The organism is Aliidiomarina sedimenti (assembly GCF_003986955.1).
In the GTDB taxonomy this organism is placed as follows: Bacteria; Pseudomonadota; Gammaproteobacteria; order Enterobacterales; family Alteromonadaceae; genus Aliidiomarina; species Aliidiomarina sedimenti.
The window spans coordinates 188,191-204,858 of sequence record NZ_PIPN01000004.1; the positions used below are offsets into that span (position 1 = coordinate 188,191).

Genomic DNA, 16,668 nt, shown 5'->3' on the forward strand with positions numbered 1-16,668 from the left:
TGATTTAAAAAAGGTTTCGGTGCATCCGTTCTGCATAGTCGTCGGTCATCCCGGCGATATAGTCGCAGAGCACCCGATCTGCGGCGCTTTGCCCTGCCTGGTTAAATGCTTCCTGCCAGCGGGCGCGGGTATTTCGCGGTAGCAAACGGGTCGGCTCAGTGTGAAACGCGGTAAACAGGTTTAGCAGCATATTCTGGCTGCGGTAGCGCAATTGCTGAATGTCAGGCTGATTAATCACGCATTCGAAGACCACGCCCTTTAACGCATCCAACAGCTGACGTTCTGCTGTGGGCAAGGTCACGTTGTAGCGTAACAGGGGCTCCTCTGCCTCTGGCAGGACATCTTCGACCCGCACGCAGGTGACGAATATATTGACCAGCGCGCCGATCGCATTCTTGCGCTGATGGTGGCTGGTTGAAAATAGCTGAGTTTCAAGTTCGCGTAGCAACGCCCGTAAACCGGGCTGCAGCGCTTCGATCAACGAATCCATATGAGTCTGCCACTGATGCTGGCTCAGTGTGCCGGTTACCACGGCGTCTTCCAGATCATGCACACCATAGGCAATGTCATCGGCCAGCTCCATCATCGACGCATCAAAGGACTTATGCAGCGACCGTTGCCACGGGCTTGCTTCAAGAGTCTGGGTCTGCTGAAACACGGCACGGTCATTCTGATTCAGCGGCGCAAGCACCCAGTCGAGAATATCTGCATCCTCTGCAAAAATCGCTTTGGCGGGCTTCCATTTTCCGAGTGCTCCCGGGTTGTTTTCATCCGCCGGTAACGGCAGGTCCGGCATCACCACCGGGTATTTCAACAGCCCAAGCAGGGTGCGTCGGGTTAAGTCCATGCCATATTGCTCATGGTACGCTTCCAGTCGCGCCACGATCCGAAATGTCTGACCATTGCCTTCAAATCCGCCTGAGCGCAGCATTTTGAAGTTCAGCGCGGTTTCGCCCCCATGACCAAAAGGCGGATGGCCAATATCGTGAGCCAGGCACAGGGCTTCCATCAGGTTCTCGTCCGGCAGCAGAGCCCGTTCGAACTCATTGCCCTGATGGCGCACATGGTTGATCAATGACGAGCCAATCTGAGCGGCTTCCAGTGAATGGGTAAGGCGGGTCCGGTAAAAGTCATTTTCGCCCACGTTCATAATCTGAGTCTTGGACTGCAAGCGACGAAAGGCGGCGGAGTGGAGTACGCGGGCACGGTCGCGCTGCCAGGCGGTGCGCATGTCACCGCTGCGCTGCTTATTGGGGCCTGAGCGTCTATCTTGCCAAACGGGATTACTCAGATCAGTCATGCTATTTCCTGCTTCATCAGTTAGTGCGCTCATGCTACCGAAGGGCGCGGTGGTGAGCAATCAACAATGGCCCGCATTAGCCCGTTTTCATCCGTTACTTTCTGCTCAACTTTGGTATAGTCCAAACAGAATAATAACATTTGAGGCACAATCATGTGGTGGCATAAATACTATACCGAACTAAAGTGGACTGGCATTTTCGTCAGTGCACTCCTGCTATGGATGTTCGCCGAGCGAATGGTTGGCCTGCACTCTGTTCATGTTGCACACCACCCGCTGTATACCAGTTTGTTCGCGATCGTCGCCGTGGCTATTTATATTCTGGCGCTGCGCGAAAAGCGGGAGCGGGCCTACAACGGTGAGATGAGCTGGCAACAGGGCTTCCACTGTGGGCTGCGCATCAGCGTCCTGGTCGCGGTGTTAAGTCCGTTGCTGCAATGGATTATTCATCGTCTGATTAGCCCTCACTTTTTTACCAATGCGGCAACCCATGCGGTGCAAAGCGGGAAGATGACGCCAGCGGAAGCCGGTCAGTATTTTGACCTCAGTAGTTATATCATTCAGGCCACTATAGGCGCGCTACTGATGGGTGTCATTACCTCTGCTTTGGTGGCCTTTTTTGTGCGCAGTCGTCGACCTGATTAATAAATATCACGCAGGTAGCGCTGTTGAGTCTGCAAGATGGTGACGACTGCCGGGCCTAACAGGCTATGCAGGCAGGCATCCACTGACTCGCCGAGACCAGCAGCACTGCCGCAAACATAAATGCAGGCGCCGCGCATCAGCAAATCGCGGAGCCGTTGCGGGTGTGCCATGAGTGCATCCTGGACGTAGCAAAATGGCTGTTCAGGACTGCGCGAAAAGCAGGCGTCCCAATGACCCAGCGTACCGTCATCACAGGCATCCTGCCATTGCTGCCATAGCGGCAGGTCAAATCGCGCGTCGCGCTCGCCAGTAATTAGCCAGTCGCCCTGCACACCGGCCTGTTGTCGATATTGCAGCAGCGCACGAACGCCTGCCAGGCCACTGCCAGCGCCTATCATGATCACAGGGGTGTGGACGCTAAGCCTGGTTAGCGCAAGGCCTGACTGGATGCGGATGAGGATCTCGCTCCCGCCGTCCACGCGCTCCGTCAGCCAGTGGGAGCCAACCCCCGGAGTCCCATCCGTGCGGGTGACCTGACGAATAATAAGTTCAAGTTGGCCAGACCCCTGACTGTCATAGTTGGCGACACTGTAGCTACGTTGTTCGCCATTGGGCAGTTGCACCTGAGCAATATCCCCAGGCTCGAAGCGCAGCGGTGAGGGACCAAGCGCACTCATCCGCACCAGGTAAAGGCTGGGGTTAGGGCTTTGTGGGTTGAGTTGTTCGCGGTGCAGTAACCGACAGGACAGCGCTGTTGTAGTCTGGCTTTCGACCAGCTGAAACTGATGTTGCAACTGCTGCTGCCACTGTTGCAATGCACTTGACGCCTGCCGGTCGACTTCGATGACGGGCCACAGGCGAGCGGCGCCGGCGTGTTGCAATGCCTGGTCCAGACAGTGGCCAAAGGCACAAAAGTTGGCGTAGTGGCGATCACCCAATGCCAGTACAGCATAACGGAGCTGGCTCAGCTCAGGCCAGCGGTTGCCGGTCGCCGATGCGTTCAGCGGATTGCGACCTAAGTGGTCACGAACAAATGCCGTTGCATGATCCGGTGCGACGCCGTCGCCAAAGGTACTCACCACAAAAAGCGCGACTTTGCATCCGGCAAGTGTCTGCGGGCTAATCTCGTCAAGCGCATACAAACGAGCCGCAGGGGACTGAGCCGTCGTATTGAGTTCACGGGCGTCGTTAAACTGTTGCAGATAGCGTTCAGCCAGACGCCGTGCGGTACCGCTTTGGCTGGCATAAACCAGAACAATGTCGTGCTGCTCTGAGGCCCCGGCAAGTGAAGGACGCTGGCGCAGCCACCACAGGCTGGCCAGAGTCCAAATCACCGTCAGCGCGCTGGCGTAGGCGATTTCCATAGCTTACTCCGGTAACACTTCCAGGGTTACCGCATAGCTGCCGCGACGGCTGGTAGCCGGTGCTGGCGCACGCTCGTCCTGATAGCTGGCTTCGAGCCAGTACATGCCAGGCTCTGTCCATTGCACCTCAAAGCGGCCTTCGCTGTCCGTGGTAAATTCAGTTTCCTCTTGCTGGTTGCGGTAACGCGCGCCATCTTTGATTAAAATCACCTCTGCAGCAGATGCAGGCTCGCCGTCAATCATAAGCTGAAACTGCGCCGTTTCGCCGTTGAACAAGTCATTAGGATGGGTGTGAAAGACCATTTCCAGGCCTTCACCCGTCGGTGCGATGGTCTGCTGGGTCGGTGCACCAGCGGTGACGAAGGTTTCGATTCGGCGTGACATCAAGCCGATCTGAACATTCTCAGCGTCGTCCGGAACCGCGTCACTAATTGCTGCATCATTGTGTGGCTGACCGCGGCCGGGGAACATGCCGCGCGAACCGTCGCTGTTCTGCCAGCGGGCAGTCATGCCCCTCGATGCAGAGGCAATTCGATAGGTACCAGGCTCTGCCAGCGTTAGATCAAAACTGGTGCGAAAGCGCCCCGTGTGCAGGTTTTGCAGTTCAACCTGCGCACCCTGATTATTGTGCGCTTCAAGACTATCGCTGCGCAGCGCATGATAGTCCGCAATGAAAATAGAGTTAGAAATGGCGCCGTCGATGGTGACCATGGGTTCGTCGCCTGCCAGTACGGTGCTTTGCGGTAGCAGCCAGGCACGGTGGGCGAACGCCGGGGCACTGATGACGCTGGCGCAGACCGCCGCGGCCAGCAAGCCGTGCTTGAATACTGAGGTATTAATTTTCATAGTGATCACTCCGTTAGTAAAAGTAGACAGGTGTTTAATGAGCATGCAGGCGCACACGACCTAACTCATGCTCTCCTTGTTGTTCCTGAAGAAGCCCTGCGTCAGCAGGCCAGCTAAAGGGTAAACGCAGGTGTTCGCGACCACCGACTTCGCGGGCGGCTTCAATATGAAGGATGTAGTCACCGCGCTCTAATGCCTGCAAAGCGGACTCGCGGACGCTGATTGAGTGGTTGCCTGGTGCCCGGGTAGCGCCACTGACACCGTCGACCGGTAAATCGAGCTGACGACCGGAGCGGCGCCACCACTGGCGTAAATCAGGCAGCCATTTATGACCTTCCTGATTGGCCATGGCGGTGTCGTACCAGACTTCGATGTCGCTCACCCGTTGCTGGTGAGGGTCACTGACCCAGATTGCGATATAAGGACGGTGATATTCGGCGACACTGAGGCGGGGAATTTCGACTTCGACAGTCAGACTTGTGTCTGCCTGAGCGGCAGGACTCATCAGCAGGACTAAGCTGCTTAACACGGCAAAGATTACGGCAAAGGTTGTGACTGAACGCATAAGGACTCCTTGTATATGGCATTTTCAGCTGTGGTTGGTAAGTAATAAAAGAACAATGGGGACGAGTAACCCCAGAGTGGTGAGCGGCCAGGTCGCGCGACGGGTACGCTGCTGACGTAGCAGCAGCCATAAACCTGTTAGCGCGAAAATGACACAGAACAAGGCCACCAGGTCAATAAACCACGACCAGGCGACGCCGGTATGGCGCCCTTTATGCAGATCGTTCAAGTAGGCAATCAGGCCACGCGAGGTTTGTTCGTAAACCAGTTGTTCACTGTACATTTCAAGACTCAGCCAGGCGTCGCCCCCGGGACGCGGCAAGCTCAGGTAAAGCTCATCCTCATACCATTCGATATCTGCCTGTTGCCCTGCGCTCAGGCGCAGTGAGGTTAGTTGTCTGATAATCGCCTTCAGCTCTGCCGTTACCTTTTCCGCGTTGAGGCTCTCCTGCAGGGCGGTCAGTTGTGTTTCATTGAGTTGTATTTCGACACTGGTGGTACGAGGCGTGGCTTCAATTGAGCCAGCATGGTTGAGGGTAAAGCCGGTGACGGCAAAGAGTAGTAATGCCGCCAGGCAGACCGCCGAACTGACCCAATGCCACTGGCGAAGGCTCCCCAATGAGAAGCGTTTATGTGTCGGGGGAATCGTCATCACACTAAGCAAACCTAAATGAGAATTGTTATCAAAAAGTGCTTGCAAGTTTAATGATAACCATTATCATTCGCAACATATTTTTATTCTCTCTCATAAAAAAGTTGCAGGAGCACATTAATGAAAGTCCTTCCCATGTTTGCTTTATCCGGTGTCATGAGCGCCCTACTGGCGGGTGCAGTTGGTGCTGAGGCCTCCGCCGCGGCAATGACCGAAGAAGAACTGGCGCGGATGGAAGTGATGGTGGTCACCGCCTCCGGTTTTGAACAGAAGCTGACCGATGCACCGGCCAGCGTCAGCGTTATCAGCCGCGAAGAGCTGCAGAACCGGCCCTACGCTGGTTTAGCAGACGCGTTACGTGACCTGGAAGGGGTTGATGTGGGTGCCGGGCAGGATAAAAACGGCAATATAAGTATCACTATGCGTGGCCTGCCGGCGGATTACACCCTGATTCTGATTGATGGCCGCCGGCAAAGTGATATTGGCAACATTGGACCAAATAACTTCGGTAACAGCCAGTTCATGTACATGCCTCCGATCGAAGCGATTGAACGCATTGAGGTGGTTCGCGGGCCGATGTCGACGCTTTATGGCGCGGATGCAATTGGTGGGGTGATCAATATTATTACGCGTAAGAATATGGACAGCTGGCACGGCAGTGCGACCGTCGGCGCGACCACGCAGACGGACTCGCAGTATGGCGACGACAGTAACCTCGAAGTTTACCTGACTGGGCCACTGATCCCGAACCGGCTGTCGATGAGTGTGTATGGCAGCCTGTTTACCCGTGGCGATAGTGAACCGACCTATCAGGAAGCGTTGCCGCTACCCGACGGCAGCGTATGGGAAGACAGCGGTAGCTTCGGCGACCGTAAAATTGTTGGGGCTAAACTATACAATTCGGGGCTTAACCTGACCTTTACCCCCGATCAGGACCACGATGTTGTAGTTGCCTATGATCAGGCTAATCAGCGCTACGACAACCGCTTAGGTCAGGTCGGAACCCTTGATCAGCCGGAGAGCTTATGGCGTGCACCAGGTGGCGTTGTGCAACCGCGCGTTGGCTACACCCCCTGGCAACGGGTTGAGCGTGAGCAGCTTGTGCTGTCGCATACCGGCCGTTGGGATTTCGGTACCAGCACCACCCAGATAACCCGTAGCCGCAGTGCCAACTATGGTCGTTCGTTGCCGTTGACGCTGGGTGAACGAGCACAGGTGCAAACGCTCTGGGATGAGGCGGTAACAGATCAGGGCATCGACCGCCCGGAGTTAACCAATGATATTCGTGCCGAGCTCGAAGCAAGCTTTCTGCCGCGGCCGATGCGAACGCTGCAAATTGATAACCTGATCATAGACAGCAAATTAGAAAGCAGTGTCGGCAGCCACTTCTTCGTCGTCGGTGCGCAGTATTTTGATGCGGACATGGAAGACGGTGTATTTGGCATGTACGGTGACGATTTTGCTGACGGAGTTGTTCAGCGCCACCGGCAATGGGCTGTATTTGGCGAAGACAACTGGGATTTGAACCAGGATTTGACCCTGACCTATGGCCTGCGTTACGACGATCACCAGGTTTTCGGTGACCAGATCAGTCCGCGGGTCTATCTGACCCATCGTTATGGTGCGGACTGGACGCTGAAAGGTGGGCTAAGCACTGGCTATAAAACGCCGCAGCCAAACCAGCTGTTCCCGGGCATTGTCGGCTTCGGTGGCCAGGGTGTGCACCCGATGGTGGGCTCGCCGGACTTGCAACCAGAGACCAGCGTGAACTATGAGATGGCAGCATACTACGACAATGGCGATAACCTGAACGCCAATGTTACGGTTTTCTACAATGATTTCGACGACAAGATCATCCGCCAGGATAATCTGCCCAACTGTGAAGTGGCGGCCAGCGGCCAGCGATGCGTGGATATCGGAGAAGGCTGGGCAGAGCTCGGATACACCGCCTTTTCGCAAAGCCAGAACGTTGACCAGGCAATCACCCAGGGCATCGAGGTGGCGGGGCGTTACCACTTCACTCCAGCGGTGTCATTGCGTGCCAACTACACCTTTACCGACAGTGAAGTGCGCAGTGGCGCCGACGCCGGTTTACCATTAGTGAATACCCCGGAGCACATGTTCAATACCAATCTGCGCTGGCAGGCAACCGACAAGCTAAGCCTTGCATTGCAGGCTGAAGTGCGCGGTGAACGTTTCCGGGGAACGGCCAATGTCAGTGGGCCTCAGGGGCCGGAGACACAGAAACTCTATTACAAAGCGTATGAGCTGTTCCATTTGAGCGCTCAGTACCGGGTTAACGACAACCTGCGTTTCAATGCGCGGATTAATAACCTGCTCGACAATGATCTTTCCAGCCGCAGCTGTCTGCTGGCTGAGAATGAACTGGAGTACAGCTGCGCGCCGGATTACAACACGACTCAGCGCGCTCGCAGCCTTTGGGTGTCTGCGAACTACCAGTTTTAATCAGTCTTTTCCTGTTCTGGGAATGCAGGTAGACTGAGTCTATCTGATGGTAAAAAAGCGTCCGGCCATGCAGTGCAGCGGACGCTTTTTCATTTGCGAAGCCTTGTTTTATGTCCCAGTTATTACGAATTATTTTAATCCATACCCACTTACCTGGCGTGATCGAGCTTGATCTGCAGGGCCATGCCAACATCTGTGGTACCAACGCGTCGGGGAAAACTACCTTACAGCGCCTGATACCGGTTTTTTTTGGTGAACAGCCAAACCGGGTAGTGCCGAAAACCCGCGATCGTTTCGACGTGTTCTACCTGCCCTTCCAGAACTCATACCTGATTTACGACTATCAGCGGGCGGATGGCAGCCAGGCCCAGGTGGTACTAACGAAACGCAACGATGGCGTGGACTACCGTTTTGTTGATGCCCCATATGAACCAACCCAATACCTTGAGGAAACCGCAGATGGGGCGAAAGGGCTCGGCTATCATGCCTGGGCGCAGCGTCTGCGCGCGCTGGAAATAGAAAGCAGCCATAAAATCTCGGCCACCAGTGAGTACCGCGCTATTATTCAGAATGACCTCAGTGCAATGCGCAATAACCGCAAAGATCAGCTTAAACTGCGCCAGTTAGCGGCCCGTTACGGGCTGGTAAGCGGCAGCCATCGGTTGCGCCATATTGAAAAGCTGGTGAGTGCGGTGCATGCCAAAGAAGGCAAAATGGACACCCTCAAAAGCATGTTGGCGACAATTCTTGAGGAAGACGGCTATCAGCGCCCTGAAAATACCTTTAAGCCGGCAAAAATTAAGGCCTGGATTAAAGAAATGCGGCAGTTCATGCAGATGGATAATCTGCAGGCGTATTACGCTGAGATCGAACAGTGTCTGGCAGATACGGCAGCCAGCAAGAGTCAGCTGTGGCAACTCAAACCTTTAGTGGAGCAGGATCGTAGCCAGTTACTCACGCAAACCGCCGATGTCGAAGCGCAGCTGAATACCCTGCATAAGCAACAGGACGAGCTGGATACCAGCTACCGGACACAAAAACGAGAGCTTGATGACGCCCAGAGTGAGACAGAAAGCCGCTACCAACAGGTCCAGCGCGACCTGGAGCTGGCGCAGTCGAAGCGTGACCGTTACCTCGATAGTGGCATCGAAGACGTCGCCCAGGACAGCAAAGAACTCCCCGCCTGGCAGCAAAAACTGGAAGAGCAAACCCGCCATTTGCAGCTGATGCTGGAAAAGAATGCGGATATTGCGCAGCAGCTGGATCAGCGTAAAAGTGAATTGAGTGAAGTGCTTGACCGTTTGCAGCGGAAAAACCAGCAGCGCTGTGACGAACTGCGCGCTGAGCAGGGGCAGATACGCTCAGTTCAGGATGAAACCCTGACCCGCCTTCAGCAGCAGACTACTCAACAGGTTGAGCAGATGCAGCTTGATCTGCATGACGCTCTGCAGCGTCTGCAGCGTGAACAGGTCAGTCTGGAAACTCAGCTTAGCATTGCCCCGCTGGATGCCGATGAACGGGAACGTATGCAACTGGCCGATGCCCGTATTGAAGACGCTCAGCAGGCACTGGAAACCGCCACCGAGGTGCTTGCCCGGGAAGACGATACCGTGCAGCAACGGCGAACTCAGCGCGAACAGGCTGACCGTGAGTTGACGCAATGCCGCCAGCAACTGCATCAGACTAAAGCGCGTTATAAGCAGTTGCAGGCGCAGGCCAACCCGGAACATGGCAGCCTGCGTCAGGCACTGCGTGAACACAAGCCGGACTGGGAGCAGAACCTTGGTAAGGTGCTGTCGGAGGAGCTACTTCAGCGGACCGACTTGTCACCGCGTTTCGGTGCTGGTGATGAGTCGCTGTATGGGCTGTCACTCGACCTCAGCGCAGTGGAGAGCCCGCATTTTGCGTTAGCCGAAGCGCAGCTGGAAACTGAACTACAGACAGCGGCTGATGCAGCGGCAACAGCAGAACAGCAGTGTGAACTTGCCGAATCAGCCTTAAGTAAAGCTCACCAGGCATATAAGGATGCAGAGCAGGTCGCTCAGCAGGCGCGTCAGGCACAACGCCGCTGTCAGCAGGATCTTGAGTACGCCCGTGACGGCAAAAAAAGGCTGCAGGCTGAGCAGGATGCTCTGATAAAAGAGCGCCAGCAGAGCAACCGTAAGCGCCTCAAAGTGTTGCAGGACGAAGAGCAAAAAACGCGTGAAAGTCATCAGCAACGATTGCAGCAAGTGCGTCATGACGCGAAGGCGCTTGAACTTGAACACAAAGCGGATTTTCAGGAACAGTTGAGTAAGCTGGAGGACGACATTAGCCAGTACGCTCGTCAGGTCGATGACATGCGCAGTGTTCATGCGCAACAGGTGAAAGAGCTGCAGGCACGGGTTAGCGACGAACTGGCCGAGGCTGGGGTCGACAGTAAGCAGCTACAGACTTTGAAGGCAGACACAGAAACTTTGCGCGAGCGGATAGCCAATACCAAAGAGCGCCAGCACGAACTCAGCGAGTACGATGATTTTATGCGCAGCACCTGGAACCGTTTGCGCCCGGGCTGGATGGAGCAGGAACAGCAATTAAAGAGCACCCTGACCCGGCTCGACAGTGAACTGACTGACCTCAAGCAACAGACCAAACTGCAACGCAAAGCGTTGGAGCAGGAAGACAAACGTGGCAAAGAGCAGCTCCATCAGCAACAAAGCCTGAACAAAGAGCTGGACAATGCGCTGGCGCGTTTCAATGAGCTGACGCAGCACCGCGACTTTGCTGAGCCGGTATCGGCAGCAAACGAGAGTAGTTTCGGCGATACCCGTGAACGCTTGCAGCGGATACTGGAAGCACTGAACAGTTACGCCCACAGTAGCCGCAAACTGCGAGAGCAATGCGAGCGCTTTAGCGCCACCCTGCGCCGTGATGCCAGCGCTGATTTTGAGCACATGATCGAACGAGAGTTTGCTACCCTAAGCGACAATGACAATGTGCAGGAACACGCCCGGGTGCTTGGTGAGTTGCTGAATATTCTGCAGGACCAGCAGTCACAGATTGTGGAGCAAGGTCGCAACATTGGTGGCGGGCTGCAAAGCTTCTTTAAAGTTTTTGACGATATTAACCGCCGGGTCAGTCAATACAGCCGACGACTGACGGATGCGGTGGGTGACGAACTGGTGCTGGAAGGGATCAGCCGTTCCGAGGTGCATATTTCTTCGACCATTGATGAGCTTAATTTCTGGCAACCGCTGAAAGAATTGAGTCAGTTGTTCCAGCAATGGAGTGAATCCGGTCAGCGCCTGCCGCCGGAGGCTTACCTTGACCGCCTTGCCGATGTGGCCGAGCTGCTTCGCGCCGATCAGGACTACAGTCTGGAGTCGTTGCTTAAACTCGAGCTGTACCTTAATGAAAGCGGATCAGAGCTGATTATTCGCAATGACCGGCAGTTGCTGGAGTCGTCCAGCCACGGCATGGCCTATCTGATTCTGTGCAAGTTTCTGCTGGCGTTTACGCGTTTGTTGCGGGGCGATAGCGCGGTGACTATTCACTGGCCGATTGATGAAATCGGTACACTTGCTTACCACAACGTAGAGAAGCTATTTCAGGCCTGCGACAGCAACGCGATTCACGTGGTGGGCGCGTTCCCGAACCCAGAGTCTGATGTCTTGCTGCTCTTCCGCCACCGGTATCTGATTGAGCCGCACCCTGAGCTGAAAGGGAAAGGCCAGCTCAAGCGAATTCAGCCGCGCCAGTCACCGCTGAGCGCTAAGCTTGAGGCAACCCTGGCTGACCAGCACGTGATGGAGACAAGCAAATGATTGAGCAATATGGACCTTTAGTGGAGCGTTTGCTGAGTGGCGCCTTTATTTGCCCTTTTAGTGACCCTGATAACTACCGCCGGTTGCAGAATGACGAGGTGCGGCAAGCTTTGGATGAGTACCTGCGTCCACTGAACCGGCGATTGGCGCAAAGCCAGGGCAGCGGGGTGTATTTTCTCGGCTACCTGACCTTTGACGAACAGGCGCGTGATGTTCTTAAAAGCCAGTTTAGTCAGACCCTGCAGTCACTGATGCCGTTGCTGGAATGGATGCTCATGGTGCAGGAAGCGCTGGGTCGCGACGGTGCGCTAACCGCAGGCGACAGCATTAAATTGCAGGAGTTTGTTCTTAAAACAGAAGACAACCAAAGCCTGCGTCACCGTTTGCAGCTGCTGGCCAATGATCGCTTTTTCAATTCACAGGCTGACTCTGTCGATGCGCAGGTAAAGCAAATCTTTAAACGCCTGCGCGAGCATGGCTATGTACGCCAGCCTCATGCCGAACGGCAGTACTTTGAAGTCACCGGAAAGGTCGATTACCTGGTTGACCTGGTCCGTTTTATTCGCGACGAAGAAAACCTGCCAGTCAGTGACGAAGCGGAGCAGGAGGCCTTGTTGTAATGGTTTCAGCGACGCAGCCTGAATTTCGTGAGCAGCAGTTAACCAGCTCGATGCTGGCGCTCGGCACTGAGCGCCTGGCGCTGATAGGTAAACACAGTTCGTTGCTGATGCAGGCGTATTTACAAGGTGAACTGGCTGAGAGCCAGTTGTCCGACCGCGCTATTCGCAAACTGGTGCAGGCAAACCTGATCTATCAGCCGGATGAAAGCCGTGGTTTTATACTACGCCCGCAACTGGCTGATCTGATTGCCAGTATGGTCACCGATGAGAACCGTCGCCATATCAATGCGGATGTGGCCGATAAGCTGGAAACCATTCGCCTGCGCGTGAAAACCTATCGCGACGCACAGCAACGGGGCGATACCACCAAAGCCCAGTTCCAACTGCAATTGCTGACCGGCCTGGTGCATGACTTAGGCGGACAGTTTGGCGAAGCCATCGACAGTTTGTGGCATCGACTGAACAGCAACTTTGGCTTTGTTGCCAGCCTGGCCGATAAAATTCGTGAAAACCACAGAGCGCAACAGCAAATAGGTCGCTTGCTGGACGGGCTCAACTATGTCGATTTCGCCGAGCTGATTGCCCTAGGTGAAGGCGACGTGCATTTGCGTAAGCTGCTGGTTAGTCAGCTGCAACGGCAGCTAAATGCCCACCATAGCAGCCTGCTTGAGGTTCAGCGACGCCTTGTTCAGCTTATGGGACGCTACCGCGAACAGCAGGCACGCAGTGTGCTGCTGACCAATATGGCCAGCTTTTTGCGCGAACACAGTAACTTTCAGGTTGGAGACTACGCCTGGCGCAGTCAGGTTCCTGAGTTGATAAACCAGGCTCAGCCTATTGTGCCCGCCGCCGCCATTAGCCTCGATCAGCATGCTGCGGTCGAGGTTGCCACCGGCTTGATGGCGAATATGCCGCGACCGGCTCTCAATAAAGAATCAGTGCCAAGCGAACAAGCCGAACGTGTGGCGACGGTTGCGAATCAGGAGGTCGAAGCACGCCAGCAGGCGTTAAAAGCGGATGTGGAGGCGCTCTTACTGCACGTTGTTGACCAGCAGGGCAAACAACAGGCCGGGGTATCGGCACTGCAGTACCGGCGAGAAAAGAATCTCAACTGGGATGCGGAAGTCTGGCTGCTGCAGATCCTCGGCGAGTATCAGTCGTTACCGCCCCAGCAGCGTCATTTATTCAGCCTCCGGCGCGACGAGCAACGCGCCCATCCGTTCAATGATTTGCTGTTAATTGCCGATCTCGAACTTAGCTTTCAACCAGCGTCTCAAGGGCAAGCTCAATCATTGACGTGAACGCCTGCTCGCGCTGCTTGCTGGTCACCGCAGCGCCCGTTTCGAGACAATCTGAGACGGTTAGCAGGCAGACAGCCTGTTTTTGCAGTGTTTGCGCAATATGAAACAAAGCAAAGGCTTCCATTTCAACGGCGACACAGCCATAGTCACGATAAATATCGCGGTAATCTTCAGCATCATGACGATAAAAGACGTCGCTGGAGTGAACCCGGGCGAGTTGCAGTCTGTCTTCAACACCCATGGCTCTGGCGGTGCTGAACAGTTGCATATTGAGGTCGTGGTGCGGGTAGGCAATTTTACTATCGTGGCCTGAGTAGAAGCGGGCAAAGGTCGATTCGGTCCAGGCACTGTTGGCCACCAGCACATCAAACAGAGTGAGCGCGCGGGTGTAAGCGCCGCAGCTGCCGACCCGAATAATTCGTTCCACATTGTACTGAGTGTATAGTTCGTGTGCGTAGATACCGAGACTCGGCATGCCCATCCCACTTCCCATTACGCTGACCGGCTGGCCTTTGTAGGTGCCGGTAAAGCCAAGCATATTGCGGACTTTGTTGAAGGGGGTGACATCACAGAGAAAATGCTCAGCAATGAACTTCGCCCGCAACGGGTCGCCAGGCATTAAAAGGTTGTGGGCTATAGCACCGGGTTCGGCTGCAATATGGGGTGTACTCATAAGCTCTGCAACTGGTTTAAAACGCTATTATAGGTGCAAAGAAGGTGAGTTTATTGATACACAGCAACGAATACACGGACTAGCTAGTTGCGCACGGTAAAATCCGCGGAATGGTCGCCCGTGGCATCCTGCCTGTCGACGTCTATTGCAGTTACCCTGGCGTTTGCAGGCCCTTGCCAGCACCAGTCAAGCAAAGCCTGTAGCTGCGAGGTATCGCCTTCAGCGACCAGTTCCACCGAACCATCCTCGCAATTTCGCACGTAGCCCCTAAGATCCAGCTCCTGCGCCTTTTGCGCGCTGCTTTTACGATAGAAAACACCCTGTACTGTACCTTTAATCTGCAGTGTCCAACGTTGCATCTGACGCTCCTTGGTGCTTTTATGAGAGGAATTATTGATAGTCTACAAGGTGACTGCGTTGACGGTAAATTTCAAGTCTCGGTTAGTGGCGGCCAGGCCGTATCAAAGCAAAGCGAAAGAATTTGAGAATGACGAGCACGCCATTCGTGGATTTGAGCGGGCGCTGGAAAGTGACCGCGGACGAATTATTAACTCGGCAGCGGTGCGGCGGTTACAGCAGAAGACCCAGGTTTTTCCGCTCGAGCGCAATGCTGCCGTGCGAAGTCGGTTAACTCATTCACTGGAGGTTCAGCAAACCGGCCGTTTCATTACCCGCACGGTGTTTGAAAAGCTCGGTAACCGCGCGGCAGACTATGGATTGCTGGGTTATGAGCGTGCTGTTGAATCGATGGTTGAAATGGCCTGTCTGATGCACGATATCGGCAACCCGCCGTTTGGTCATTTCGGTGAAGCCGCGATTTCTAAATGGTTTGCCAACCATGCTGCGGCATTTCCGGGCTTTCAGCATGACCATCCGGCACGCCAGGCTTTGTTACGTGAACTGGCTCAATTTGAAGGCAACGCGCAGGGCATTCGCATCGTCACCAGCCTGCAACGACTCAATCTGACCTTCGCCCAGACGGCCTGCATTATGAAGTACACCCGCGCCGCCAGTGAAGCAAAGCCGGGCCCGGATGACGCCCTGGCGTACGTACAGAAAAAGCCAGGCTTCTATGAGTCAGAACGGCCTTACATTGAGAGCCTGCAAGCGGCATTGCAACTTCAGGCCGGGCACCGTTATCCGTTGACGTATCTGATGGAGGCGGCCGACGACATCTCGTATTGCCTGGCGGATATTGAAGATGGTGTGGACAAAGGCCTGCTTAGCATCGCTCGCTTAAAAACCTTGCTCGAAGAGGAGTTTGCCGCCTGTTACCCGACTGAGCCAGACGGTAAATTTTTCCGCCAGCGCAGTTTTACTCAGGTTACGGAGTACGCCTATAAACGTCATTGCGACGAGCCGATTAACAAAGAACATGAATTCTTTGTCTGGTTACGGGTGCAACTGATCCATCCGTTGGTGGAGCATGCCGCTGAGGTGTTTGTGAATAATATGGAGGCGATTCATGATGGCAGTTTCAATCGCGCCTTACTGGAAGACAGTTCGCCCTGCCATGCAGTTATTTCGACTCTGAAGCGGGTTGCAAGGCGCCATATTTTTGCCGTGGCGGAAGTGCAGACACTGGAATTGCAGGGCTATCGAATTTTAACGGGTCTGTTAGATGCCTATGCGCCATTGTTGCATTTGCCGCAAGAAGAGTTTCAGGCAATGCTGGAGGGGGAGAGCGGTTCTCACCTACTCGAAAGCCGTTTGTTGAGCAGGTTGGCGAATAAGCACTTAGCGGCGTATACCAAGCTGGCTGCCCGGCCCCATGATGATCCGGTATTGTGGGAGCAGTATGCGCGTTGTCGCTTATTGCAGGATATGGTCAGCGGTATGACTGACCAGTTTGCATTGGATGAATTTAATGTGCTGAGCGCGCGGTTTTGATGCCGCGCTGCAAGTTGACTGCTATTAGCGTGCTGTATTGCTAGGCTAATTGCCGCTCTAAGAACTGAGCAAACCAGCGGTCTATTTGCGCCAGGCTGTTCATCAGTCTGTGATCATCATCCACCAGATGAAGCTCACAGCGCTGTTCAGTGGCGAAGCGAATGGAATGGTCGACCGGAATAATCTCATCCTGCCAGCCATGCACAATCGCTAAATTCGGCAACCTCTGCTGGGGTGCCCGGTGTTCATATCCCGGCATGTAGATCGCCGGGGCAAGCACAAAACAAGCCCTGACTGCAAAGCGGTCGGCGCTTTGCAGGGCGACAAAACCGCCCATACTGGAACCGACCAGGATGGTCTGCTGCGGGTCCTCGTTGCTCAGCCGTTGACACAGGCGCTCAACTCTCAGGTCAGGATCCATGGTGTCCTGGTAATCGATACTATCGACGGTGCAGCCGAGCTGCTTGGCGGTACTGGCAAGCTGCTGAATTTTGCTGCCCCAGGGCCCACTTTCCTTACCGTGAGAGAAGATAACCTGCATTAT

Annotated in this window: 14 protein-coding genes; 6 read left to right on the forward strand and 8 right to left on the reverse strand. The window is 54.8% G+C overall.

Translation table 11 applies throughout. The features are described 5' to 3' along the window. Window positions 1-4: 4 nt before the first annotated feature. Complete coding sequence (locus tag CWE12_RS09940) at window positions 5-1,291, reverse strand: anti-phage deoxyguanosine triphosphatase (RefSeq protein ID WP_198675741.1); 1,287 nt, start codon at window positions 1,289-1,291, stop codon at window positions 5-7. 162 nt (window positions 1,292-1,453) lie between these two features. Between CWE12_RS09940 and CWE12_RS09945 the strand changes: the two genes are divergently transcribed. After that, a complete protein-coding gene (locus CWE12_RS09945; protein WP_126789562.1) occupies window positions 1,454-1,945 on the forward strand; it encodes a DUF4199 domain-containing protein in 492 nt (163 codons plus the stop codon). Here CWE12_RS09945 and CWE12_RS09950 read toward each other — a convergent pair. The 4 genes from CWE12_RS09950 to CWE12_RS13675 are packed head-to-tail and all read right to left on the reverse strand — an operon-like array spanning window position 1,942 to window position 5,371. Then, window positions 1,942-3,309, reverse strand: coding sequence for an NADPH cytochrome P450 oxidoreductase family protein (locus CWE12_RS09950; protein ID WP_126789563.1), 1,368 nt, complete (start codon window positions 3,307-3,309; stop codon window positions 1,942-1,944). The genes CWE12_RS09945 and CWE12_RS09950 overlap by 4 nt on opposite strands. Window positions 3,310-3,312: 3 nt before the next feature. Then, window positions 3,313-4,155 (reverse strand): DUF4198 domain-containing protein, encoded by an 843-nt coding sequence (locus tag CWE12_RS09955; protein WP_126789564.1) that lies wholly within the window; start codon window positions 4,153-4,155, stop codon window positions 3,313-3,315. Window positions 4,156-4,189: 34 nt separating this feature from the next. After that, window positions 4,190-4,720 carry a DUF2271 domain-containing protein gene (locus CWE12_RS13670; RefSeq protein ID WP_241984186.1) on the reverse strand — a complete coding sequence of 177 codons (531 nt, stop codon included), beginning with the start codon at window positions 4,718-4,720 and terminating at the stop codon, window positions 4,190-4,192. Window positions 4,721-4,744: 24 nt separating this feature from the next. Further along, window positions 4,745-5,371: a PepSY-associated TM helix domain-containing protein gene (locus tag CWE12_RS13675; protein ID WP_241984191.1), complete on the reverse strand. Its 627-nt coding sequence runs from the start codon at window positions 5,369-5,371 to the stop codon at window positions 4,745-4,747. Between the two features lie 120 nt (window positions 5,372-5,491). Between CWE12_RS13675 and CWE12_RS09965 the strand changes: the two genes are divergently transcribed. From CWE12_RS09965 to CWE12_RS09980, 4 genes are all read left to right on the forward strand, one after another. Continuing rightward, window positions 5,492-7,837: a TonB-dependent receptor domain-containing protein gene (locus CWE12_RS09965; RefSeq protein WP_126789565.1), complete on the forward strand. Its 2,346-nt coding sequence runs from the start codon at window positions 5,492-5,494 to the stop codon at window positions 7,835-7,837. Between the two features lie 110 nt (window positions 7,838-7,947). Further along, on the forward strand, window positions 7,948-11,640 hold the full coding sequence (locus tag CWE12_RS09970; RefSeq protein WP_126789566.1) for an ATP-binding protein: 3,693 nt from the start codon (window positions 7,948-7,950) through the stop codon (window positions 11,638-11,640). Then, window positions 11,637-12,260 (forward strand): condensin complex protein MksE, encoded by a 624-nt coding sequence (locus tag CWE12_RS09975; protein WP_126789567.1) that lies wholly within the window; start codon window positions 11,637-11,639, stop codon window positions 12,258-12,260. Before CWE12_RS09970 ends, CWE12_RS09975 begins: the two co-directional genes overlap by 4 nt. Beyond that, complete coding sequence (locus CWE12_RS09980; protein WP_126789568.1) at window positions 12,260-13,561, forward strand: hypothetical protein; 1,302 nt, start codon at window positions 12,260-12,262, stop codon at window positions 13,559-13,561. Before CWE12_RS09975 ends, CWE12_RS09980 begins: the two co-directional genes overlap by 1 nt. On the opposite strand, the gene deoD is transcribed toward CWE12_RS09980, so the two are convergent. Continuing rightward, window positions 13,515-14,234, reverse strand: a complete 720-nt coding sequence (deoD, locus tag CWE12_RS09985; RefSeq protein ID WP_126789569.1) for a purine-nucleoside phosphorylase — start codon at window positions 14,232-14,234, stop codon at window positions 13,515-13,517. The genes CWE12_RS09980 and deoD overlap by 47 nt on opposite strands. Window positions 14,235-14,317: 83 nt before the next feature. Further along, the gene (locus tag CWE12_RS09990) at window positions 14,318-14,593 is read right to left on the reverse strand and encodes an acylphosphatase (RefSeq protein ID WP_126789570.1); all 276 of its coding nucleotides are present in this window, start codon (window positions 14,591-14,593) and stop codon (window positions 14,318-14,320) included. A 58-nt stretch (window positions 14,594-14,651) separates the two neighbouring features. Between CWE12_RS09990 and dgt the strand changes: the two genes are divergently transcribed. Continuing rightward, window positions 14,652-16,124 carry a dGTPase gene (gene dgt / locus CWE12_RS09995; protein ID WP_126789571.1) on the forward strand — a complete coding sequence of 491 codons (1,473 nt, stop codon included), beginning with the start codon at window positions 14,652-14,654 and terminating at the stop codon, window positions 16,122-16,124. A 40-nt stretch (window positions 16,125-16,164) separates the two neighbouring features. On the opposite strand, the gene CWE12_RS10000 is transcribed toward dgt, so the two are convergent. Next, window positions 16,165-16,665: an alpha/beta hydrolase gene (locus tag CWE12_RS10000; protein WP_126789572.1), complete on the reverse strand. Its 501-nt coding sequence runs from the start codon at window positions 16,663-16,665 to the stop codon at window positions 16,165-16,167. Window positions 16,666-16,668: the final 3 nt, after the last annotated feature.